Annotated in this window: 22 protein-coding genes; 8 read left to right on the top strand and 14 right to left on the bottom strand. The window is 68.6% G+C overall.

Annotated features, from left to right (window positions below; genetic code table 11):
• Positions 1-14: 14 nt before the first annotated feature.
• Genes PRL19_RS03315 through PRL19_RS03305 form a run of 3 tightly spaced genes read right to left on the bottom strand, consistent with a single transcriptional unit; the run spans position 15 to position 2,559 of the window.
• On the bottom strand, positions 15-1,166 hold the full coding sequence (locus PRL19_RS03315; RefSeq protein WP_273743862.1) for an MBL fold metallo-hydrolase: 1,152 nt from the start codon (positions 1,164-1,166) through the stop codon (positions 15-17).
• 10 nt (positions 1,167-1,176) lie between these two features.
• Entirely contained in the window at positions 1,177-2,085 is a 909-nt protein-coding gene (locus PRL19_RS03310) for a patatin-like phospholipase family protein (protein WP_273743861.1), read from the bottom strand.
• A gap of 15 nt (positions 2,086-2,100) precedes the next feature.
• Positions 2,101-2,559, bottom strand: a complete 459-nt coding sequence (locus PRL19_RS03305; RefSeq protein WP_273743860.1) for a hypothetical protein — start codon at positions 2,557-2,559, stop codon at positions 2,101-2,103.
• Between the two features lie 295 nt (positions 2,560-2,854).
• Between PRL19_RS03305 and PRL19_RS03300 the strand changes: the two genes are divergently transcribed.
• Positions 2,855-3,031, top strand: a complete 177-nt coding sequence (locus tag PRL19_RS03300; RefSeq protein WP_157001453.1) for a hypothetical protein — start codon at positions 2,855-2,857, stop codon at positions 3,029-3,031.
• 238 nt (positions 3,032-3,269) lie between these two features.
• Here PRL19_RS03300 and PRL19_RS03295 read toward each other — a convergent pair whose 3' ends face one another.
• Genes PRL19_RS03295 through PRL19_RS03275 form a run of 5 tightly spaced genes read right to left on the bottom strand, consistent with a single transcriptional unit; the run spans position 3,270 to position 12,182 of the window.
• Positions 3,270-5,543 carry a glycosyltransferase family 4 protein gene (locus tag PRL19_RS03295; RefSeq protein ID WP_273743859.1) on the bottom strand — a complete coding sequence of 758 codons (2,274 nt, stop codon included), beginning with the start codon at positions 5,541-5,543 and terminating at the stop codon, positions 3,270-3,272.
• Between the two features lie 20 nt (positions 5,544-5,563).
• Entirely contained in the window at positions 5,564-6,661 is a 1,098-nt protein-coding gene (locus PRL19_RS03290) for a zinc-dependent alcohol dehydrogenase (protein WP_273743858.1), read from the bottom strand.
• Entirely contained in the window at positions 6,651-8,753 is a 2,103-nt protein-coding gene (locus PRL19_RS03285) for a glycosyltransferase (protein WP_273743857.1), read from the bottom strand. Before PRL19_RS03285 ends, PRL19_RS03290 begins: the two co-directional genes overlap by 11 nt.
• Complete coding sequence (gene glf, locus PRL19_RS03280) at positions 8,746-11,034, bottom strand: UDP-galactopyranose mutase (protein WP_273743856.1); 2,289 nt, start codon at positions 11,032-11,034, stop codon at positions 8,746-8,748. Before glf ends, PRL19_RS03285 begins: the two co-directional genes overlap by 8 nt.
• Positions 11,031-12,182 carry a glycosyltransferase gene (locus PRL19_RS03275; RefSeq protein ID WP_273743855.1) on the bottom strand — a complete coding sequence of 384 codons (1,152 nt, stop codon included), beginning with the start codon at positions 12,180-12,182 and terminating at the stop codon, positions 11,031-11,033. Before PRL19_RS03275 ends, glf begins: the two co-directional genes overlap by 4 nt.
• A gap of 316 nt (positions 12,183-12,498) precedes the next feature.
• Here PRL19_RS03275 and PRL19_RS03270 point away from each other — a divergent pair, with 316 nt between their 5' ends.
• Complete coding sequence (locus PRL19_RS03270) at positions 12,499-13,032, top strand: hypothetical protein (RefSeq protein WP_273743854.1); 534 nt, start codon at positions 12,499-12,501, stop codon at positions 13,030-13,032.
• Between the two features lie 272 nt (positions 13,033-13,304).
• On the opposite strand, the gene PRL19_RS03265 is transcribed toward PRL19_RS03270, so the two are convergent.
• Together PRL19_RS03265 and PRL19_RS03260 are read right to left on the bottom strand one after the other, a co-directional pair.
• Positions 13,305-13,973 (bottom strand): DUF1236 domain-containing protein, encoded by a 669-nt coding sequence (locus PRL19_RS03265; protein ID WP_252930002.1) that lies wholly within the window; start codon positions 13,971-13,973, stop codon positions 13,305-13,307.
• Positions 13,974-14,080: 107 nt separating this feature from the next.
• Complete coding sequence (locus tag PRL19_RS03260) at positions 14,081-14,467, bottom strand: hypothetical protein (protein ID WP_148910978.1); 387 nt, start codon at positions 14,465-14,467, stop codon at positions 14,081-14,083.
• Positions 14,468-14,661: 194 nt separating this feature from the next.
• Here PRL19_RS03260 and PRL19_RS03255 point away from each other — a divergent pair, with 194 nt between their 5' ends.
• Together PRL19_RS03255 and PRL19_RS03250 are read left to right on the top strand one after the other, a co-directional pair.
• A complete protein-coding gene (locus tag PRL19_RS03255; protein WP_045982374.1) occupies positions 14,662-15,102 on the top strand; it encodes a pyridoxamine 5'-phosphate oxidase family protein in 441 nt (146 codons plus the stop codon).
• 109 nt (positions 15,103-15,211) lie between these two features.
• Entirely contained in the window at positions 15,212-16,009 is a 798-nt protein-coding gene (locus PRL19_RS03250) for a sulfotransferase family protein (protein WP_273743853.1), read from the top strand.
• 68 nt (positions 16,010-16,077) lie between these two features.
• Here PRL19_RS03250 and PRL19_RS03245 read toward each other — a convergent pair whose 3' ends face one another.
• The gene (locus tag PRL19_RS03245) at positions 16,078-16,251 is read right to left on the bottom strand and encodes a hypothetical protein (RefSeq protein ID WP_273743852.1); all 174 of its coding nucleotides are present in this window, start codon (positions 16,249-16,251) and stop codon (positions 16,078-16,080) included.
• On the opposite strand from PRL19_RS03245, the gene PRL19_RS03240 reads away from it, so the two are divergent.
• The 4 genes from PRL19_RS03240 to PRL19_RS03225 are packed head-to-tail and all read left to right on the top strand — an operon-like array spanning position 16,250 to position 19,539.
• Positions 16,250-17,266 carry a glycosyltransferase family 2 protein gene (locus tag PRL19_RS03240; protein WP_273743851.1) on the top strand — a complete coding sequence of 339 codons (1,017 nt, stop codon included), beginning with the start codon at positions 16,250-16,252 and terminating at the stop codon, positions 17,264-17,266. The genes PRL19_RS03245 and PRL19_RS03240 overlap by 2 nt on opposite strands.
• Entirely contained in the window at positions 17,263-18,303 is a 1,041-nt protein-coding gene (locus tag PRL19_RS03235) for an acyl-CoA dehydrogenase family protein (protein WP_273743850.1), read from the top strand. The genes PRL19_RS03240 and PRL19_RS03235 overlap by 4 nt, the downstream gene beginning before the upstream one ends.
• Complete coding sequence (locus PRL19_RS03230) at positions 18,300-18,989, top strand: PIG-L deacetylase family protein (protein WP_273743849.1); 690 nt, start codon at positions 18,300-18,302, stop codon at positions 18,987-18,989. Before PRL19_RS03235 ends, PRL19_RS03230 begins: the two co-directional genes overlap by 4 nt.
• Positions 18,979-19,539: an SAM-dependent methyltransferase gene (locus PRL19_RS03225; protein WP_273743848.1), complete on the top strand. Its 561-nt coding sequence runs from the start codon at positions 18,979-18,981 to the stop codon at positions 19,537-19,539. Before PRL19_RS03230 ends, PRL19_RS03225 begins: the two co-directional genes overlap by 11 nt.
• Before the next feature lie 6 nt (positions 19,540-19,545).
• Here the strand turns inward: PRL19_RS03225 and PRL19_RS03220 are convergent, their stop codons facing one another.
• The 3 genes from PRL19_RS03220 to PRL19_RS03210 all read right to left on the bottom strand — a co-directional run bounded on the left by PRL19_RS03220 (position 19,546) and on the right by PRL19_RS03210 (position 22,704).
• Complete coding sequence (locus PRL19_RS03220; protein WP_273743847.1) at positions 19,546-20,733, bottom strand: MFS transporter; 1,188 nt, start codon at positions 20,731-20,733, stop codon at positions 19,546-19,548.
• A gap of 85 nt (positions 20,734-20,818) precedes the next feature.
• On the bottom strand, positions 20,819-22,051 hold the full coding sequence (locus PRL19_RS03215) for a GAF domain-containing sensor histidine kinase (RefSeq protein ID WP_273743846.1): 1,233 nt from the start codon (positions 22,049-22,051) through the stop codon (positions 20,819-20,821).
• Between the two features lie 89 nt (positions 22,052-22,140).
• On the bottom strand, positions 22,141-22,704 hold the full coding sequence (locus PRL19_RS03210) for a DNA-3-methyladenine glycosylase (RefSeq protein ID WP_273743845.1): 564 nt from the start codon (positions 22,702-22,704) through the stop codon (positions 22,141-22,143).
• Positions 22,705-22,727 lie beyond the last annotated feature (23 nt).

Below are 22,727 nucleotides of genomic sequence, written 5' to 3'. Positions count from 1 at the left end.
GGCACTCCACCATCTTACGATGGTTGGCGAAGATAGCGGCTGTCGTTCGGCAGTGCATGCTGACGGAATGTCGTCGCCAGTGCATGCAGCCGTTCTGACAGGGCATCTCCCTGCAGTGCCGGGCCATGGCCTGTCACCATGATCCGGGGCTCCAAGTCCGCCAGCCGCCGGACCGACAGATCGGCCGCCGCCCAATCGGGTGTGAAATAGGCAGGGGGGCCCTGCAGGTGGGCCTGCGGCAGCAGGGCACCCCCGAGGGACTCCTGGCGCGTCGTGATGACGGCATCGCCCGCCAGCAAGGCCCGCGTGCCGACGTTCCAGAACGAGACATGACCCGGCGTGTGGCCGGGCGTATGGATCCACCGCCAATCCTCCAGACCCGGAATGCGGCCATCCTCCGGCAGGGCCCGAAGATGGCGCGACACGTCGATCGGATGCCGAGGGAACAGCCAGGACAGTTCCGCCATCATACCGCCCCCGACCTCGGGGGCTGCAGGGGGATAGGCTTGGCGGCCGGTCAGAAAGGGATGCTCGGCCGGGTGGGCATAGATGGGCGCGCCCCATGTCTCTGCCAGTTGATGCAACGCGCCCACATGATCGAAATGCCCATGCGTCAGCAGGATCGCGGCGGGGCGGGATGCGCCATAGCGCCGTCGTGCCGCCTGCAGGATGGCCGCGGCCGAACCCGGTACGCCCGCATCGACCAGATACCAGTTCCGGTCGCCGGCACCGGCAGCACCGATGAACGCGACATTGACGATGCCGCAGCGCAAACAGGCCAGATCGTCGCCAAGATCAGTCGCCGAAGCCTCCGCAGGGATGGCAATGCCGGCCGGTCCGGGGGGCGAGGACGCTGCCGCCACCGCCAGCGAGAACGCCCCATAGCCGCGCAGCATCGTGCGCACCGTCTGGTCGTCCACGTCGCGCGCCAAGGCAAGGCAGGCCGCACCCTGCGCGGCATCCAATAACCGGTGCTGGTCCATGCGGATCGGCCGCCCGGGCGAGCGACCGCGATAGGATGTCGCCAGCGAATACGCGGCCACCCCCAATCCGATGGCGGTCAACGGCGCCCGAAGGCCGGCGTTTCGTCTCATGGATGCCGGCCCCAGGACCAGCAGGGCCGCGGACACGGCATCAAGCGCGGCGTGCAGTCGGGGTGGGATCACGATGGGCCTCTCATGTCGGGGGTTCAGCGATGATGCTCTCAAGCGCCTGGGCCATCAGCGTATGTCCCAGCTTGGATCGGCGGCGCAGCGACGCCTGGCTGTAATCGAAGGACTTTCCGGAAAAGTCGTCCTCGGGGTCCGACAGGATGACATGATGAAAGCGACGTCCGGTCAGGTCGCACGCCGCGATCTCGCGGCGCGACTGGCACCCGAAGGCAAGCTCCTGTGCCCGGTCGGCGATGCCGTCCATCGTCTGGCGCAGCGGCCCCGCTGCACTGTACAGATCGCAGGCCAGGATCAGGGCGTCGTCATCGCGATCCAGCAGCGGGGTCAGGGGCAGGTTCTCGGCCAGGCCCGCATCCATGAAATGCCGCCCGTTCAGGGTGACAGGGGGGAACAGGACCGGCAATGCGCTGCTGGCCATAAGATGATCCACCGTCAGCGGTTCCACCGTATTGCGGAACGCCTCCACGGTGCCGGTTTCGGCATCCGTCGCGGTCACGGTGACCTCGATGCCACCCGCGTTCAGCAGATCGAAATCCACATAGTCCTCGATCAGCCGACGGGTCGCCCTGCGATGGAAGACTGCCCTGTCGGGCGGCACGCCGGGGAGGATCTCGGCCAACCCGGGGACCGATGGGCTGAACAGCGCAGGGTTTCCGAACAGCAACGTGCCCGTGACCAACCGGCGGCGCCCGCTTCCGGACAAGGCAGACTGAGCGATGTCGTTGAGAAAGCGGTCCAGGCTTTCGACACGCCGGTCTGGCGGATTGCCCGCGATGACCGCGGCGACGATCGCCCCGATCGAGGCGCCCGAGATGCGTGTGACGTTCAGCGCTGCGTCCTGAATGGCCTTCCATGCGCCGGCATGAAAGGCCCCCAATGCGTTTCCGCCGGACAGGCACAACCAGGTCTGCATTCCGTCATTCCCCATTTAATGTCCGTTCAAAGGCGTGCCGATGGTCGGCGTGGCGCCCATAGGCACGCTCCAAAGCGGCTGTTCGGTGATGTCGGGGGCATGGGCTGTACGCACGATCAGGGGCGGCTCATGGTCGGAGATCGGGCTGGCCGGTAAGGTGAGATCGAACGTTGGTCTTGCCTGCCTGGCGCGCAGGGGTTTGGCGGTGGCGGCATGGATGGCGATATCATCGACGCTTGGCACTCTGTCAGCAGTCACGGAGGCAGTCTGATGCTGGCAGAGGTGCCGGCTGACGCAGCTGCTTGCCGTGCCGGCTGTCATACGCCTGTTTGCGATATGAACGTTCCACCCGAAAAGGTCGCTTGCCGGCAGGATCGTCGGCGTGGCGTCAATGACAGGTGGAGCGAGCCTGAGCCTTGACGGGGTCGGGACGGCGTCGGCGGATGTGACTGCAAAGACGCGTGGGTGGTTCATCGGATCCTCCTTGTCGGTGGAGGTCCGCCAACCGGCAGCCGCAGCAAATGTTCCTGGCCATGACGACGTCATCGTTTCGGGCAAAGCGATGGTTCGAAGGCGTCGGGCCACCAGCGACGACCGATCCATTCCCGACCGTACTTGGAAACTCGGACGCAGTACGTTGCTTTCTCGAGTGCTTGTAACCTCAGGAGTGGCACCTGGCTTGTCGGTGAGGAGACCTGACAGGACGTGCAAGCTCGGGAACCGCATGACGCGCTGACATGTTCAATGAAACGATACAGGAGAGCGGAACATGACCGGTTCGACCCCACCAATTGACCTTCCCGACGACCTTCGCCGTGGCTTGGAGACTGCGGCAGCCGAAGCTGGGGATTCGCCCACGGACATCATCGTCAAGGCATTGGAAGCCTTTGGCATTGAACGGCTGACTGATGATCAGCAGCTGAAACGCATGACGGGATCGCAATAAACGTAGTCCACAAGGTGTCAGAGGCTGCGATCCAGTCAGCCCCTTACCTGCAAACAGATGCGTGAGATATCGGTTCTACCGGTAAATCTTGCCGAACCAATTCAGACTGGTTGATAGGTCAGCGCCATTTTTAGCGATGATTCACTTGGGACACCAAGCAAACACATTCCAAACAAGCACATTTCGCTGAAACTGGATAACCAGCGCTGCTGCGGGTTTGTGCCTATATTCCTCGACATTACCATTGTGACACTCCTTGCAACATGCGTGCCAATGGAGCGTACAAGGCGCGTGCGCCGCTGCTGGGGTCTGCGCCCAGCAGGCCGTTCGGGCACATGCGGTCGTCGTCCCATCCGGGGTGGTCGGCAACGGGGTAGAGGCATACCCCCTCGATCCGGACGCCGCGACGGCGGGCGTGATGGGTCTGGGTCATGACATGATCGAACCACGCGGCGCGGCGCGCGCCTTCGGTCCCGGTCTCGGCCAGCATCATGGGGCGGTCATAGCGCGCCGCGATCTCGACAAGCAGATCTGACAGGGGGCGGTGCAGCGCATGATCGACGTCGATGGGGGGGCCGCCATGGATCCATTGGTTGTTCCAGTAATAGTTGACGCCGACCACGTCCAGCGCGGCCTCGGATCCCCCGATCTGCGGCCAGATGCGGCCCGCGATCAGATCGAAGGCCTGGAACTGGGCGTCGTGCCAGCCATGCGCCTCGAACAGCGGGCGACCGGTCCAGTCGGCATGCTGAACCGCGATCAGCGGCTCGGCGGTGACGAAGCGCGCTCGCGGGTCGATGGCCACCAGCTCCGCGCGGGCGGCCAGATAGCAGCGGGCCAGCTGGACCTTCAGCTCGAACCCGCGGCCCCCGGCGAACGGGTTCAGATAGCCCGCATCCCCGCCGGCCCAAGACAGGAAGCTGATCTCGTTCACCGGGCACCAGAAGGGGACGGCATCCGTCACCTGGCGATGGTGCCGACCGGCGGCGCGGGCCAACCGGGCAAAGCGGTCGACGAAGGCCGGGGACCAGACGTCCAGATCGTCCGGCCAGCCGTAATGCATCATGTCCCAGATCACCTGCGTGCCGGTGTCGCGCGCCGCCTGGAGCATCGGGGTCCAGGATCCCAGGTCCAGCGCGCCGCCCGCGTCGATCGACGGCCAGCGTAAGGCATCGCGGCAGGTGCGGATGCCCAAGCCTTGCAGCTGCAGGTAATCCTGGGTGGCATGGGTGTCGTGACCGATGGCCGCGATGACATCCAGCCGCCGCCCGTCGCGCCGCCGATGGGTCGCGGATTCCCATCCCCCCTGGATCACGCTGGCGAACAGCGTGGGCGCCGGCGCCGGGGCCTGTTCGGCCAGAACGGTGTCGATCAGCGCCTGCCATTGCGGCACTACGACTGCGGCGGAATAGGTTGCGCGCACATGGCCCTGCAGCGCCGATCCCAGGCCGTGTCGCAGGGCCGGATCGTCGATCAGCCGACGCATGGCGGCGGCCACCGCCGCAGGATCCTCGTGCGGCACGAACAGGCCGCTGACGCCGTTGCGGATCTGCTGCAGGGCGCCGTTGTCGGGGGTGGCGATGACGGGCAGGCCCGCGGCCCCGGCCTCGGCGATGACATGGGGCATGCCCTCGCCCCGGCTGAGCCAGCAGAAGACATCCATCGCCGCCAGCAGGTCGGGCACGTCCGCCCGGTCGCCGGTAAAGATCACGCGGTCGCCAAGGGGTGCCGCCAGCGCCTGCAGCTGCAGCGCGTATTCCGGCATGAAGGCGTCCGGCCCGCCAATGACGACGAACCGCGCCTGCGGATGGCTGGCGGCGACGCGCATCGCGGCGGCCAGGAAATCCTCGACCCGCTTCTTGCGGTCCAGGCGGCCGACCCATCCGATCAGCACCTGGTCGTCGGCGATGCCAAGCGCCGCGCGGATGGGCGCCCGGCGTGCCGGATCGAACTCGGTCAGATCGACCATCGACGGGATCTCGACCGCATGGTCGGGCCGGTCGGGCATGCGTCCCGCCGCCGCCGCGCGGATGCTGTCGCAGACGCCCACATAGCGCGCGGTCAGGTGCTTGGGCCCGGCCAGCGCCTCGCTGACCAGCCCGCCATGTTCGATCAGCGGCGGGCGCAGGGCCAGACGCTCCATCGCGGGATAGATGTCGGCGACGTTCTGACAGCTGACCACCACGTCGGCCCCGCAGATCTTGCGGCGCAGATAGTCGATGGTGTCGTCGAACCCAAGCGCATAGGGCGTCGTGTCGACATGGATGCCAAGCGCGCGCAGCTGGTCGGTCGTCTGGTCGGGCATCCCCTCCTTGCGAAAGCAGGGGATGACGTCGATCCGGTACCGGTCGCGCGGCAGCGTGCGGGCCAGCAGGCGCAGTTCCGTCTCCTCTCCGCCGACGACCAGCCAGGCCAGGACGAACAGGATGCGAATCTTGCCGGCGTCAGGGTGCGGGACGGGCAGGTCCTGGGGCGGCTGAACGCCCCAGGGCTGGTTCAGATCGTCGTTCATCGGATCGCTCCTTGGCGGGGTCAGGTCGCGAAGACGACCTGGAGGAAATCGAACCGCTCGGCCACCAGGCGTTCCAGGAACCGCGGCGCCTCGTCGAAGGGCACGACATGGGTGATCAGGTGCTGGCGGATGGCGGGGCCCATGCGCTCCAGCAGCCGGACGGTTTCCGCGGCCAGCCGCCGCTGGTTCCAGTCGGCGGCCAGACGGCGTGGCATGCGGTTGATCTGGGCGCAGATCAGGCGCAGGCCGTTGTGGTGGAATTCCTCACCCAGGCGCAGGTCCGGCAGGCCACCCTGATAGAAGGCCAGGTCGATCACCGTGCCCTGCGGGCGCAGGGCGGCCAGCGCGCGGTGCAGGCTGTCGGAATGGGCGCGGGTCTGGAACACCACCTCGGCGCCGCGGCCGCCGTGACGGTCGTGCCATGCGGACTTGGCATGGGCCACGGCCGCGTCCTCGTCCATCGGTGTCATGCCCAGCTTGCGGATGATGTCCTGGCGGAAGGGCGACGGATCGACGACCACTACCTCGGATGCGCCGGCGGCCTGCGCGAACAGCGCGCAGAACAGGCCCACCGTGCCGCCACCCCAGATCAGCGCGGGGCGCCCGTCCAGGCTGGCGCCCAGATGCGGGACGGCGGCGCCGAAGGCCTCGGCATCGGCATGCAGGATGCCGTTCGCGGCGATCGGTCCCATCTGGCCCACAAAGATGCCCAGCATCGGGTCCATCCCGTCGGGCAGCGCCGTCAACAGGTCGTGGGACGGATCGGCGGTATGTCCGGTCTTGTGACCGAAGGCGGTGCCGACCACCTGACCGTTCCGCCAGCCCGGCGCGCGCGCGTCGATCACGCGGGCGCTTTCCATGTAGCCCAGGAAGTTGACCGGAAACCGGGCCGACGGCTCGCCGGGCACGAAGCGGCCCGCGACATCGTCCCACCGGCTGTGCAGATAGGGGTTGGTCCCCTTCAGGAAGGTCAGCTCGGTCCCCGCAGACAGCCCGGTATAAAGCAGGTCCAGCCGGACCTGCCCGTCCCCCGCCGGCCCTTCGTCATAGCCGAAGAAGCCCGGACGGCCCTGGTCCAGGATGGCCAGCGACCGGATGTGGCGATGTTCATGCGGCATCGTCGGCGCCCGCCGCAGCGGCAGGACAAAAGGTGGGCTGCGGGTCGGCCCGCAGCCCCTCCATCCGCACAAGGGTTCCGGTTTCGGCCGACCGGCCCACGGCCAGCGCGACCTGATGGGTCAGCAGCGCCTCGGCATAGTCGCAGCGGATGCGGTTCTCGCGGCCCATGACGGCCTCGACGAAATCGCGGTCCTCGCGCCAGACCGGATCGCCGCTGGCCTGCCGGACGGGTCGGCCCTGGCCCACGTCGACCATCAGGTCGTGGTCGGTGATCTCGATCGCCATGGCGTCGCTGAAGACATGCAGGCCGACGCGGTGGTTCCACCGCATCAGGCAGGTCGACGACAGGTTGGCCACCGCCCCCGACGCAAAGCGCAGCGTGGCCGCAGTGGCGGTGGGGACGGTCAGGCCGGGAAAGTCGTCGCGGTCGCGCCGCGCGGACAGGCCGAACACCTCGGTCACGTCGCCGGCCAGGAACCGCGCCGCGTCGATGATGTGGGTGGCCTGTTCGACGACTTGGCCCCCCGATCCGTCGGCCCGCCACCACCATTCCGGCGGCGGCGTCTGGTCGATCCAGAATCCCTGCATCAGATGCGCGGGATTGGTCGCCAGATGTGCGCGCGCCTCGTCCATCGTGTCCAGATAGCGCCAGTGATAGCCGACGGCGGTGATCAGCCCGGCCTGCTCGACCTCTGCCGCGATCCGCTCGGCCAGATCGACGTCCAGGGTGATCGGCTTTTCGACGAAGAACGGCAGTCCCCGCGCGATGCAGGCCCGTTCGGGCGCCCCATGCGCAAAGGGCGGCACGCAGATGTAGACGGCGTCCAGATCATGCGCGGCCAGCATCGCGTCGTGATTGTGATGGGCCGTGGCCCCCATGCGGTCTGCGGCCTCCTGCGCGCGGGCGGGGTCGGTGTCGCAGATGGCCACGACCTGGACGTCGGGCATGGTCTGCAGCACGCCGAAATGGCGATGCGCGATGCCGCCCGCCCCGATGAAGCCCAGTCTGATACGGTCCATAGGCGGTTTTTCCTTCCTTGCGCGGGCGGCGCGATAGGCGGCCAGGGTGTCGCCGGCCATGCGGGCGGCGGTGAAATGCGCGTTGAAACGGTCCTGCTGCGCCTGGGCCACGCGTGCGCGCGCCTGCGGATCGCGCAGCGCCGCGGCCAGGTGGTCGGCAAGGGCGCGGCTGTTGCCCGGCGAGTGCAGCCAGGGGTGGCCGGGGCCAAGCGCCTCGACGGTGCCGCCGATCCGGCTGGCCGCGACGGGCAGGCCGGCGGCCATCGCCTCCAGCGCGACCAGCGGCAGCCCCTCGAACCGCGACGGCAGGGCCAGGATGCCGGCCTGCGCCATCAGCGCGGGAACGTCGTCGCGTCGCCCGGCCAAGGTCACGTGGTCCTGCAGGCCGAACCGGCGGATCGCGCGGTCCAGCAGCGGACGGCCCGGACCGTCGCCGATGATCACGACCCGCGCGTCGTCGCCGCCCCGCCGCAGCCGGGCCAGCGCCCCCAACAGGACGCGCTGCGCCTTTTGCGGGGTCAGGCGACCGACGCAAAGGATCATCCGGTCGTCGCGGTCCACCTGTGGCGCGGGGCGGTGGTGGATGCCGTTAGGCACCGCGCGGACGGATGTTCCCGGGCCAAGTACCCTGCGCCACCCGTCCGCGGCCTGGCGCGACACGGCGATCACGCCGTGCACCCCGGCCAGCGCGGTGCGGTATTCGGCGATCTGATCGGGGTCCGTCAGCAGCCAGGGCAGATGTTCGGTGCGCAGCACGGTCGCGCCGGCGGCATGGGCGGCGCGGGTCAGGGCGTGCCCCTCCCACCCGATGCCGGCATGGACATGGACCGTTCCGCGGCCTTGCCCCGCCCAGTCCGCAACCGCCCGGGCCATCGCCCCGGTGTCCGTCACCGCGGCCATGCCGCCCGCCGCTGTGACCTGCGCAGCCAGGGCGCGGCCCGCCGGATGGTCGGGCCACAGCGTTTCCGGGCGCAGGCCCCGCTCCGCCAGCGCGGCGGCCAGGGCGACCATATGCGCGCCCACGCCCGACGGTTCGGCGCTGTCGGTGACCAGCAGCAACCGGTCAGGCATGCACGGGGACCGCCATCATGCGCCGGTGCAGCGCCAGGGCCTGGGCCACCACCTGGTCCATGTTGTAATAGCGGTAGCTGCCAAGACGCCCGGCAAAGATCACGTTCGGTTCCGCATCGGCCAGCGCCCGATAGCGGCGGAACAGTGCCTGGTTCTCTGGGCAGGGGATGGGATAATAGGGATCGCCCCGGTCCGACGGATATTCGCGGGTGATCGCCGTCATCGGGTGGTCCTGCCGGGTCAGGTGCTTGTATTCGGTGATCCGCGTGAAGGGCACGTCCGGGTCGGGATAGTTCACGACGCCCACCGGCTGGAACTGGCGCTGGGGCAGGGTCTCGTGCGCGAAGGTCAGGCTGCGATAGGGCAGCGCACCGAAGCGGTGGCCGAAATAGGCGTCGATCGGCCCGGTATAGACGGTCAGCGCGCCGCGATCGGCCGGGTCGATGTCATGGAAATCGGTGCCCGTGCGCACGTCGATCCCCGGATGGTCCAGCATGCGCGCGAACATCGCGGTATAGCCATCGCGCGGCATCGCCTGGAACCGGTCGGTGAAATAGCGGTCGTCGGTATCGGTGCGCGTCGGCACCCGCGCCGTGACCGAGGGGTCCAGCTGGGACGGATCCAGCCCCCATTGCTTGCGGGTGTAACCCTCGAAGAACAGCCGGTACAGATCGTCCCCCACGGCCGAGACGACGACATCGCGCGCGGTGCGGATCGGGTCCACGGGCCGGGCGCGCGCCGCCAGGAAGGCGGCGGTGTCCGCGTCGCCGGTCAGCCCGGCATCATAGAGCATGTTCAGCGTCGTGCGGTTGATCGGCATCGGCACCCGGCGATCGCCCAGATCGGCCAGCACGCGGTGCGCATAGGGCCGCCATTCGGTGAAGCGCGACAGGAAATCGACGACCTCGGTGGCGTTGGTGTGAAAGATGTGCGGGCCATAGCGGTGGATCAGCAGGCCGTCGGCATTCTGTTCGTCAAAGGCGTTGCCGCCGATATGGTCGCGCCGGTCGACGACCAGCACCCGCTTGCCCGACTGTTCGGCCAGCTGGCGCGCCATGACCGCGCCGGCAAACCCCGCGCCGCAGATGGTCACGTCGGGACGGGACCGCGCGCGGCGGGGGCGGGGCACGGCAGGCCGCCGGCGTCGGTCGACCGCCCGGTCCAGCAGCGCCGCCATGCGGGCCTGTGTCAGGTCCCAGCTTTGGCGGGCCAGCACCGCGTCGGCCTCGGTGCAGATGTCGGCCGGGGCATCCGCCAGCGCATCGGCGCAGGCCGCGAGAAAGGCCGCCGGGCCGTCGGCGATGCGGACCGCGTGCAGATGGCCGTACTGGCGCACCACGTCGCGCACCGGGGTGGACACGACCGGGCATCCGGCGGCCAGATATTCCGGCGTCTTGGTCGGAGAGATGTAGCGCGTCGCCTCGTTCATCGCGAAGGGCATCAGCGCCACGTCCCACCCCGCCAGATAGGCGGGCAGCTGGTCATAGCTCTTCTGGCCCAGCCAATGCAGGTTGGGCGCCTGGGGAAGGCTGGCGGGGTCGATCTTGACCACCGGACCGATCATCACCACCGACCAGTCGGGCCGCGCCGCGGCCAGTCCCGCGATCAGGTCCAGATCGACGCGTTCGTCGATCACCCCGTACCAGCCAAGCCGCGGGCCGGGCAGGCCGGCCTGATCGTCGGGTTCGGCAAGTCCCGTCCGTGCGGTCGCGAAATGCCCTGTCTCGACCGAGGAGGGGAAGGCGTGGATATTGGCGTGATCGTTGCGCCGCGCTTCCCACAGGGACCAGCCGCCGGTGGTCACCAGATCCGCCGATGCCATCAGCGCGGCCTCCAGCCCGGCCAGCGCGGGCGGCGCAAAGCGGAACGAGGCCAGCTCGTCCATGCAGTCATAGACCACGGCCGCGGCATCGACATGCTGCACGACGGGCCACATCATCGGCGTGTACAGCCACAGGACCGGGCGCACGATCCCGTTCAGGGCCAGCATCTGGTCGAACAGACCCACCAGGCCCGCGGCCTGATCCTGGGGCGACCAGCGGTCGGGAATGCGGGGGCGCACGGCCTGGACGGTCGTGCCGTGAAAGGCGTGGAACTCCAGATAAGGCAGGTGATGCGTGGTGGGGATCGCCTCCTCCCAGAACAGCACGCGGTAATCGCGGGCAAAGCGGTCCATTAGGTGCTGAGGCCGCTGGGTCACGAAATCCCACCGCAGATGCGACAGGCAGATCAGGGCGGGCTTGTCGGTCGTCGCGGGGTGCGACAGGTCGCGGGGCGTCATGACGGCTCCTTCCGGCGATCGCTGCGGATCGCGTCGATGTCTTGGCCAAGGCAGGCGATGCTGGCGCGCCAGCCCCATCGGGCGATCGCGTCGGGGCGGGGATCGGCGGGCGGCGATGCCAGCAGCCCGTCCAGCGCGGCGGCAAAGGGCGCGCCGGGGGATGCGATGGTCCCGGCCGATGCAGGCACGTGGTCCAGCCCGCAGACCAGGTCCGCATTGGCCAGCACCGGCAGGCCGGCCAGCTGATATTCGGTCAGGATCGCGGGGGCGCCGTCATGCTGACCGCACACCACACCGACGCGGGCGCGGTTGATCAGCCGGTTGACGGCATCATGATCCACCCCCGGGGGGCCCACGATCTCGACGTCCAGGCCGCGGCGGTCGGCGTCGGCGCGCAGGTCGTCGTCGCCGTATCCGACCACCAGCAGGGCCGTGGTGCCGGGGCGGCGCTCCATCGCGTCGAACAGGATGTCGTGGCGCTTGTAGGGCTGCGCGCAGGCGACATAGACCGCGTCGCGATCCTTGGCCGCACCGGTCGGATGAAAGGTCACGTCGGACGCAAAGTTCGGGCCGATGGGCAGCACGCGCGTGCGGGCGCCGGGGATGCGCGCCCTTATCTCGGCCGATTGCCAGGCGGCACCGGTCAGGAACAGGTCGAACCGCGCCGCCAGGTCGTCGGGGATCCGCAGTGCCGGGGCGTCGATGGAATTGTAGATGGTGACCGCACCGCGTGCCGCATCCATGATGTCGTGCCCGACCCCCAGGCCCCAGACGCACAGGATGTCGGGCGCGCCGGTCTGCTGCAGATGGCGCACCGCCTCGGCTGATCCGTACGGGGCGTCATGCGCGTCGGCGCGAAAGACGCGCCGCGTCAGGCCGGGGCGGTCCGGATCGGCCCGGCCCGCGGCAAGGCCCTGGCTGGCATCGGATTCGCCGCAGCGCCCGGCAAAGCTCCAGATCTCGGCGGTATCGACGATGCCCGCCGCGATTGCTGCCAAGGGCAGGCGTTCCAGATAGCCGCCGGTGACGGTGACCTGTCCCGTCGGGGGCGGCGGCAGGATGGTGTCGATCTGCGCCGGATGCGTCACCGGGACCGGCGGACCATCGCTGCAATGATCCGAGATGACGACAAGACGACGAGAATGCATGGGGCCGCCGCTGAAAGAGAACGCCGTAGGACATCGCGATGTTCACGACATGTTTCAGCTAAGGTCAGGGTTAATGACCACGCAACTTGATTAATGTCAGCGTTGCTGGAGCAGGTTTTGCATTCTGTGCCATCCGCCATTCGGGCGAACCCTTTGCCTTTCATCGGCTTGGCGGATCGTGGCGTCCGGTACCGACTGCCCGGCCGGAAGGGTGCCGATTAGCAAACGTTATAAGTCATCTGCTGGAACATCGGGCGCAGGCAGGAGCTTCATTACGTCTTCTGAGGAGGAGACGCTGCATCATGGGAGACGAGACATGAAGTATTCGATGACCTGGATGGCCGGCTGCGCGATCTGCGCATTTGCCGGCATGGCGCAGGCGGATTGCGCTGCCGATCTGGCACGCTTTACCGATACCGCCGCGATGACCGGCGACAGCGCGGGTGCTGCGTCAGGCGGGACCGAGGGCATTGCCAAGGACGGATCGCTGGCGCCGCTGGAGCAGCCGGCGGGCGATGACGCCCAGGCGGATGCCCCCGAGGCGTCGGCCGATGCGTCGTCCGACATGCCCGCAGCCGATGGGGCCGACAGCGCCTCGGGCGAGGGCATCGCCAAGGACGGCTCGCTTGCGCCGCTGGAGGGAACGGAGGCAGAGCCCGGAACGGCCGTCGCCATGTCCGGCAGCGACGTCCAGGCGCAGCAGGACGGCGAACCGACCGCCGCGGAAGAGGCCGAGGGAGACGAGGCCATGCCCGATCGCGACAGCCTGATCGCCGATGCGGAGCGTGCCCTTGCCGAAGGGGACGAGGCTGCCTGTCAGGAAGCGGTCGACCAGCTGGAGGCGATGTGACGACACGCTGCGCCCGTCATCAGGGCGCAGCGGTAACTGCGGGACAGCAGGCGACGGCAATGGTCATTGGCCGATTTCAGATTGCAACCTGTAAGGCTCTGTAAAATAGGGCCGACGTTGTCGATCTGTCGCGGACAGACTGAAACGCGAAATCGCCCTTGCCGGTAGACCCAATGACTGGGTGAATGGGCCGCGACCGTCAGCCCTACGCTTTCAGAATACTCTGTCCGGCGGGCACGAGCCAAAGGCCACGCCCGCCGTCTCCGCGAAGGTCAGCGATAGATATACATGATCTGACGATCCTGAGGGTTCACCAGCACTGTCTGGCCGTTGATCTGCGCATAGCGATAATCCGGCTGATCCGGGATCTCGTAGATCGTCACGTTTTCCGGAACGCCCGCGCCGATCACGACCTCTCCGTCCAGATAGACGGGATCCACCGTGTTCGACGTGACATAGGTGGTCACTTCGGTCGTGGGCTCCTCGGCTGCGGCAGCACCGGTCGCGCCGCCGATGGCAAGACCAGCCACCGCCCCGACCGGGCCGCCGATCAGCGCACCCATCGCCGCGCCGCCCAGACCGCCCACAGCGGCGTCCTGCCCGGTGGTCGGGTCCTCAACGGGGGCCTCGATGATGGTCACACCGACCGTCTCGCGGTTGGGATAAAGCGACACGACCTCGTCGCCCGCCTTGACGTTCAGATAGTCGCCATAGGCCCAGCCCTCCAGACCGTCGCCGCTGACCTGGCACCAGTTCGCGCTGTCGATGCAGCCCAGGACCGACACCTCGTCCCCCGCGCCGATGGCGCCGATCACGCCGTGCTGGACGCCCGGGCCGGACCGGACGTTCAAATCCGTGGCAACGGTGGCCATCGTCTGCGCCGAGGCGGCCCCCGCAACCGTCAGGGCCGCAACCAAGGTCGGAACAAGATACGCTTTCATGGTAATCTCCTGTCTTTCGGGCATGCTGCCCGATGATGCGGTGCAAACTTGCCGCACCGATCGGCGGTTCCGAACCGGTCCGTTCACAAATGCATAAAATGCAATCTTCAGTTGAAAAGCGCGCGGGCCAGGTTGATCACGGCCAGAATCTGACGCGTCTCGGCATCGACCCGGTACAACTGATCGTCGCTGCGGTAATAGCGCCAACCCTCTCGGCGTTCGACATCGTAACGGTTGAGGTCGCGGACCAGGACATAGTCCTCGACGCGCAGCCTGTCGCCGACGCCGCGGCCATAGCGGATGTCATCGCGCTTTGCCTGACCCGGCGGAACGCAGGACGGCGATTTCTTGGCAAGGCCCGGCGGGCACCCCTGATGGGCGTGGTTGCGGTCGTTGTCGTGATGGCGCCCGCGGCCCGGATCGGCCGCGACGGGTGCGACCAAGGCGAGCGTCAGCGCGGTCGCCAAGGCAATCCCTGGAAAGGTTGGGGTCATCGTCATGCTCCTGATGCTGGCTCCGACAACGGAGCGAAGGACAACCCCCGACCGGCGCGTGGGTTGCCGCACCCTGCCGATCATGTGAATGCCGCTGATCGCGCGAAGGATCACCGCGATGCAGGGGGCATGGATCGAATGACCACGGCCGCGCGTTGATGTGCCAGAAGCCGATACGGCAGTCAGGAGTTCACATGTCCGACAGAACCATAGGCGATCTGGCAAAGGCGATGGGCAAGATCGACTTTGCCATGCTGACCACCCGGACCGAGGGTGGCCAGCTTGCCACCCGTCCCATGAGCAACAATTCCGATGTCGAATGGGATGGCGACAGCTACTATTTCACCTATGACGACACGCGTACCGTGTCCGACATCGAACGCGACCCCCACGTCGCCCTGTCGTTCCAAGGCCGCGCAGGCATTCTGGGCGCGCCGCCGCTGTTCGTGGCCGTCGAGGGCGAGGCCGGCATCATCCGCGACAAGGCCACGTTCGCCGACCATTGGACCAGCGATCTGGAACGGTGGTTTCCGGACGGCATCGATACGCCGGGCATGGCGCTGATCAAGGTCGCCGCCGTGCGCATTCATTATTGGGACGGCGAGGAAGAGGGCGAGGTCGCCCCCCGGGCCTGACCCATCGCAATCCCGAAAGACCTGCGGGCCGGCATGCCGTCCGCGGGTCTTTCAACGACCTCGGCCTGAGGACGATCAAGCGACATTTCGACAGGGGAACGGCATCCTGATGCAGCATCACCGCTATCTGTTCATCGGTGGCCTGCACCGGTCCGGGACATCGCTTCTGACGCGGCTGGTGGCGGCGCACGGCGCGGTGGCCACAATCAGCGACGCGCCGGTGCCCGAGAATGAGGGATGCTATCTGCAGGGCGCCATTCCGCATACCGCGCAGCACGGCCGGCCGATGCATTTCGCGACCGATCCGCGTCAGCACCTGACCGAGGGCCACCCGCTGGACCGGCTGGAGACCCGCCTGCGCTTGGAACACGACTGGAACCCATGGTTCGACAGCGATCGTCCGTGGCGGGTCGAGAAGTCGCCGGTGAACCTGACGCGGACACGGTTGTACCAGCAATTGTTCCCGCTGTCGCAATTCCTGCTGATCATCCGCCACCCCGAGGCCGTGGCGGCGGCGGTCGCGAAATGGGTCGATGGGCCAGCCCATCAGCTGATCGACCATTGGCTGGACGCGCACTCTCAGATGCAGCAGGACCTGTCCCACCTGCACGCGGCCATGGTCATCCGGTACGAGGATCTGGTGGCATCGCCCGCGGCGGTAGTGAACAGCGTTCACGCCTTCATGGCGCTTTCCCCGTCCCGGATGGACGCAAGGGTCCGGGACGGCAATCTGGACTACGGATCGGCGCCGCGGATGACCCCGTCGCAGGCAGAGCGTGCCGCGGCATGGGGCTATGGACCGGGGCTTGAGGTAAGACCTGTCGGTCCTCGCCTGTCCCACCCGTTGCGGTCGGTCAGGACAGCGGCCGAAGACGCCTGGACAGGTGGAAAGGCGATCACCGGCTGATGGAACGAAGGCGGGACACTGCGCCTGAAGAAAGTCGCCGTCCTGCACTTGACCATAGCCTGCTGAAATCATGCCGATTTCAGGGAACCGATGCCATGATGCCTGATCTTTATCAGGCGCAGGTTCAGGAACTGCCCTGTCATGCGTCCGTTTTGCAGGGGGATGCGCAGGACAATCCGGTCATGCATCCGTCGCCGGTCGACCGCCCCGGCCGGACCTTCCTGCACGATACGGATGCTCATGACCCCTTGGCACGATAACCGTCCCGCACTGCGCCACGTCACCGTCGCCATCCCTGTGCGCGATGAGGTCAAGCGGTTGCACCGGCTGCTGGAGGCGCTGGCCGGGGCCGCCCAAGCCTGTGATCTGCCCGTCACAGCCCTGGTGCTGGCCAACAACTGCACGGATGCCAGCGAACGGATCGCCCGGTCCTTTCGCAGCCCTGCGCTGGCGGTGTCGGTGCATTCCGTCACCTTTCCGGTATCGACCGCCAGTGCCGGGCGCGCGCGGCGGGTGGCGATGGACCTGGCCGCCAGGACCGGTGGGCTGCTGATGACGACGGATGCCGACGCGATCCCGGCGCAGGGCTGGATCCGGGCCGCGCTGGACGCGATGGGTGACGGGGCCGATCTGGTCTGCGGATTGATCAGCGCCGATGTCCCGCATGTTCTGGCCACCCCTTCAGGCGCGCGCATCACCCGGGCCGAGGAGGGCTACAGCGCGCTGCTGCGCAGGGTCCGCCACCGGCTGGACCAGGTGGCGGGGCGCCAGGCCGCGCAGTCGCAGACCCCGCATTACATGGAATCCGGCGCGTCGATGGCGATCCGCGCGGATCTGTACCGGGCCATCGGCGGCCTGCCGGCGCTGGATTTCGGAGAGGATCGCGCCCTGGTCTTTCGGGCCGAGGCGCATGGGTTGGCTGTCCGCTATTCCTGCGACATGACGGCGCGCGTGTCCGGGCGACTGCAGGGGCGCGCCGATGGCGGCATGGCTGCCTGCCTGCGCCACCGGATGCAGGATGCCGATCCGCTGGCCGATCAGGCCATGATCCTGCCCGACGCGCTGCGCGCGATGTGGGACGTGGCGATGTCAGGGTCCATCCGCGCCTATCCCGACCGCAGCGTTCCGGCCGGCCCGACGCTGCGCGCCTCGGACCTGGAGGCGCGGCTGGCGGATCTGGCGGCGCTGGTCGACGGGACCGTCGATCCGGACTTTGCCCGCTGGTCCGACCGGCACGCCGCGATGGTGGTCGGATGACCGACGCCATCGACCGTGCCGAACGGATGATCGCCGATGCTCTGCCGGACGGTGCCGACGGCCCGTCGGGCCCTGCCTTGGCAGCGGCATTGCGCGACAGCGGGCTGTTGGCGGAATGTCTGACCTTGGCCCATCACCCGCGTGATCCGCTGGTATTGCTTGACGCGCTGCAGCGGGTGGGCGGCGCGAACCTGTCCGCCGGGCGGCTGTTCGAGGGGCATGTGAACGCCGTCAAGCTGCTGATGCTGCATGACAGTCCGACCGCGCCCGTGGCGCAGGGGGCGCTTTACGGCATCTGGGGCGCCGACGGTCCTGACCCCGCGCGGATCGAGGGTTCGGTCATCCGCGGGCAGAAGCTGTTCGCCAGCGGTGCGGACGTGCTGGACCACATGATCGTCACCGTGCGGTCGGATGCCGGGCTGCACCTGCTGATGTTCGCGCGCGACCAGCTGGACGGGCGGCTGTTTCCCGGCGAATGGAACATGTCGGGGATGAAGGCCACCGCATCGGGTCGCTGCGACCTGGACGGGCTGGCCGTGGCGGAGGCCGTGACCCTGGGCGCGCCCGACGCCTATCTGACCGAGCCGCATTTCCACGGCGGCGTCTGGCGTTATGCCGCGGTCCAGCTGGGCGCGATGCGCAGGCTGACGGTCCTGACCGCCGATCAGCTGCGCGCCCGCGGCCAGCAGGATGCCCCCCTTCAGGCGATGCGCCTGCACCGCATGATCACGGCCTGCGAGACGGCCCGCCTGTGGCTGGCCCAGGCCGCCTGCCGGATCGAGCGTCCGGGCGCGACGGCGGCCGATGCCCAGGCCGCGATCCTGGCTCGCCTGCGCACGACAGACGAGGCCGTGGCCCTACTGGCCAACATGGACCAAGCGCTGGGGGCCGCGTCATTCGCCACGGCGCATCCGGCCGACCGCATCCGGCGGGATCTGGGCCTGTACCTGCGGCAGGCTGGCCCGGATGCCCTGGCCCTGTCATCGGTGGACCGGATCCTGGCCGACCCCGACCTGCACCGGCGGTGGATCGGATGAGCGGCTTTCTGGACCATGCGGCATCTGCCCCGTCGCTGACGCCCGCTTCGCTGGTGCAGGGCCGCCCACTGGTCATCCTGGCCCCGCATCCCGATGACGAGACGCTGGGCTGCGGCGCGCTGCTGTTCGATGCGGCCGCGCAGGGCACCCCGTGTCACGTCATCTGCGTGACCGACGGCACGCGCTCGCATCCCGGATCGCAGCGCTGGCCCGCCCCGGTGCTGGCCGCGACGCGTGCGGCGGAACTGCGCGCCGCCTGCGCGATCCTGGCACCCGCGGCGCGGGTCACCTGCCTTGGCTATCCCGATTGTGCCGCCCCCGACGACGCGCAGGCGGCGGAACGGGTGTCGGCGCTGATCGCGCCCGACGCGCTGGTGCTTGCGACCTGGGAACACGACCCGCATGTCGATCATCAGCAGGTCGCGCGCCTGGCCATGCGCCTTGCCACCATGCGGGCGGATCTCGCGCTGGCCTTCTATCCGGTCTGGGGGCGGTTCACCGACCGCGCGGCGGAGGTCCGGCTGATCGCGGCCTCGGATGCGGCGGTGGCGGCCAAGCGGCGCGCGCTGGCCTGTCACAGGTCGCAGATGACCGGGCTGATCGACGACGACCCGACGGGGTTCGTCATGACCGACACCCATCAGGCCCATTTCCTGACCCATCCGGAGATCGTCATTGCCCCATAGGGAAACGCTGGACCATCTGGCCCGCCTCTATGCCGCCAGCGACGATCCCTGGGATCACCGCACCAGCCCCTATGAGGCCGGCAAGTACGCCGCCACGCTTGACGCCATCGGGCACGGCCCGTTCAGGGCCGCGCTGGAGATCGGGTGCGGCAACGGCACGCTGGCGCGGCGGCTGGCCGACCGGTGCGACCGCCTGACGGTGATGGACTGCATCCCCGCCGCGATCCGGTCGGCGCGGCAGGTGCTGGCCCCCCTGCCGCAGGTCACCGTCCTGCAGGGCTGCGCGCCCCAGGACCTGCCGGACCTGCGCCCCGATCTGGTCCTGCTGTCCGAGGTGCTGTATTTCCTGACACCCGAGGAGATCACCGGTCTTGGCGGCTGGCTGCGCGCCCGGGCGACGGGCCCGGTGATCGCCGTCAACTGGACCGGCCCGACCGACGAGGCGCTGGACGGACCCCGGGCCGTGGCCATTCTGCAGGCTGTCCTGGGACCATCGGACAGCACGGGGCATGACGGCTTTCGCATCGACCGCTTTGCCCTTCCGGCCTGATCGGGATCACCGCCGCGGGCGCGCGGCGATCAGGAAGCCCAGGACACCCGCGACGGGCCCGGGGATCAACAGCCAGACGGCCGCGGGGCCGATGCCCTGGAACAGCGCCGTCGTCAGCGCGATCGATGCGACCGTGATGGCAAAGCCGATGGCGTTCTGGATGGCCAGCGAGGCCCCCACCGCATCCTGCGGACAGGCGCGCGCGGAGAGGGCCGAGAATTGTGGCGAATCCGCCACGACGGTGGCGCCCCAGACCACCAGCAGGACCAGAAGCCAGCCCGGCTGCAGCACCGGCCACAGCGTGACCACGCAAAGGGCGCTGGCCCCCGACAGGATCAGCGCCGCAAGGGCTATCGTTGCGCTGCCCAGGACGCGGGCCAGGCTGCCGCCCGCAAGGCACCCCGCGGCCCCGGCACCGATGATCAGGAAGGACAGGCCCGACACGCCAAGCCCCGGATAGGCGTCCGCCAGACCGGTGGCGGCCACCAGCAGGGGGGTGATGGTCCAGAAGGCATAAAGCTCCCACATGTGGCCGAAATAGCCGAAGGCGGCGGCACGGAACCGGGGGATGGCAAAGGCCCGCAGGGCGCCGGCGCCGCCGCGATGGGCGGGGCGCGCCAGATGCGGGCCGTCGCCCAGGGCGCGGATCATGGCGGCGCCGATGACGGCCAGACCCGACGAGGTCGCGACCACCCATTGCCACGGCACCGCCCCCGCGGTCGAACGCAGCAGATGCGGCAGCGCGGTGCCAAGCGTCAGCATCGCCACCAGCAGGGCCAGCGACTGTCCCGCGCGGTCGGGCGCCCAGCTGACGATCATCTTCATGCCGATGGGATAGATCCCGGCCAGCGACAGCCCGACCAGGAACCGGAACCCCGCGCCGGTCGCGACATCCTGCGCCAGCCATACAAAACCCAGGTTGAACGCCGCCCCCGCCAGGGCCGAGACGACGAAGATCGCGCTGGCGGCGAACCGGTCCGCCAGGCCGCCAAGCGCCATGACCAGCGTGCCGACGATGAAGCCCGCCTGCACGGCATTGGTCAGCAGGCCGATATCGGCCGCGGTCGCGCCCCAGGCCTGCATCAGCCCCTCTGCCGCGCTGTTGGCGCTGAACCACAGCGATGTCCCGAACAGCTGCGCGATCGCGATCACCGCGATGGGGGGCAGCCGGTGGCGTCCTTGGGGTCTGGTCATCGATCGTCCCGACTGGCGATTGCGTCAGGGGGCAGGATGGCCGATCGGGGCGACGGGGGGCAACCGTTTCGGACGGCGCGCGCGGTCAGGCGGGCAGGACCGGAAAGGTCAGGCTGAAGGTCGTCGTTCCGTCCCCGCAGGCGACCGCGATCGTGCCGCCATGCGCCTGCGCGATGGACGACGCGATGTGCAGGCCCAGGCCCAGCCCGGAACTTTCGGCGGTCCGGCCCCGCTGGAACGGCTGGAAGATGGCGCGTTGGGCGGCCTCTGGGATCGGCTCGCCCTCGTTCTGGACCTCGATCACGACGGCGCCGTCGGTGCGGCGGCCACGGACGGTCACCGGGCTGTCGGCGTCGCCATGGTTGATGGCGTTCGACACCAGGTTCGACACCGCCTGCGCGATGCGCGACGGATCGCAGCAGACCGGCCCGCCGAAATCCAGCTCGGTCGTGACCCGGTGCTGGGGCGCGGCCAGACGGATCTCGGCCACGACCTGGGCGATGGCGTCGCCCAGGGGGGCGTCGGGCGTGGCCGCGACGGTGATCCCGTCGCCAAGCCGCGCCTTGGCATGCAGCATCATGTTCTCGACCAGCTCGCCCATCCGGTGCAGGGAGGACTGCATCAGCCCGATCAGGCCGCGGCCGCGTTCGGTCAGCGGCTCCTTGCCCAGCATCCGGATGCCCGACCGCAGGGCGGTGACGGGGTTGCGCAGGTCATGGCCCAGGATGGCGGTGAACTCCTCCTGGATGCGGACCAGCTTGCGTTCCTGTTCGATCATGCGTTCCTGGGCGTCCAGCCGTTCGGCGGTGTCCAGCGTGCCACCGATGATGGTGGCGAACATCTTCAGCATCGCGACGGTGCGGGCGTTGTTCACGTCCTTGGTTTCGGTGTCGATGGCGCAAAGCGTGCCGAAGAAGCTGCCGTCGCCGCGAAAGATCGGCACCGACGCATAGCTGACGATTCCGAAGGCCGCGGCGATGGGATGGTCGCGATAGACCGGGTCGGACGACGCCTCGTTGAAGATGATCATCTCGGAGGTCTTGCGGACCGTCTGGCAGAAGGTCGACCCGATCTCGATCTCGTCGCCCGCGGCGATCCCGAATTTCAGGTCGTCGACGGTGCGGCAGGCGACCCACCGGTCGGCGGTGACGCGCGCCACCCCGGCAAAGCGCATCCGCGTGGCCAGCATCACCGTCTCCAGGATCGTCCCGACCAGCTCGTTCTCGGCCAGGCGCTGGATGTCGGACTGGAAATCATGCTGTCCGGCCTGATAGGCCGCGTGGTCCTGCCTGGGGTGGTCGCTGCTGTGCAAATCCATCGATGATCCCCGGCATTGGACGGTTTGTCGGCCCGCATCTGTATTGCAGGGCGGCGGGAATGCACAGTGTCTTTTCCGCAGCCCCGCCGTCAGCGATCCGGGCGCGCCCGCGGGAATGGCCGGCTGAGCCCCGCCGCCCCGGCAAGGCCGAACCGCCATGGCAGGTCCTGCGCCCGGCTGATCCCGATCCGCGGCCCGACCAGCAGATCGGGCACCGCCGCCGCCAGGCCGATGCCGAAATCGGGACCGTCGAAGGCGGCGCCGTCATCGTCGGGCCGGATGTCCAGCGCCTGCGTCAACCGCCCCGGCCCACTGCACAGCGGGGGGGCGGGGCGGCGGGCGCGCATCATGTCCAGGCCGGTGTCGGGGTCCAGCGCGCGGATCAGCACGGCCGCGCCGGGGGTCGCCACGACGTTCAGGCACAGGTGGATGCCGTAGGATCGATAGACATAGGCGTGGCCCGCCGGGCCGAACATCGAGGCGTTGCGCGGCGTCGGCCCCCGATGGCTGTGCGAGGCGGGATCGTTGGGGGCATAGGCCTCGGTCTCGATGATGGTGCCGCCGGCGCCGCGGACGGTCAGCCGCGCACCGATCAGCCGACGGGCCAGGGCCACGGCGTCCAGTCCCGCGATCTGCTGCATGAACGACGACATGGCATCCCTTCCGATCCCGTTGC

This window comes from Paracoccus marcusii, from assembly GCF_028621715.1.
GTDB classification, from domain to species: domain Bacteria; phylum Pseudomonadota; class Alphaproteobacteria; order Rhodobacterales; family Rhodobacteraceae; genus Paracoccus; species Paracoccus marcusii.
The sequence above is the reverse complement of the archived record's forward strand: the minus strand, read 5'-3'. Positions and strand labels throughout refer to the sequence as shown.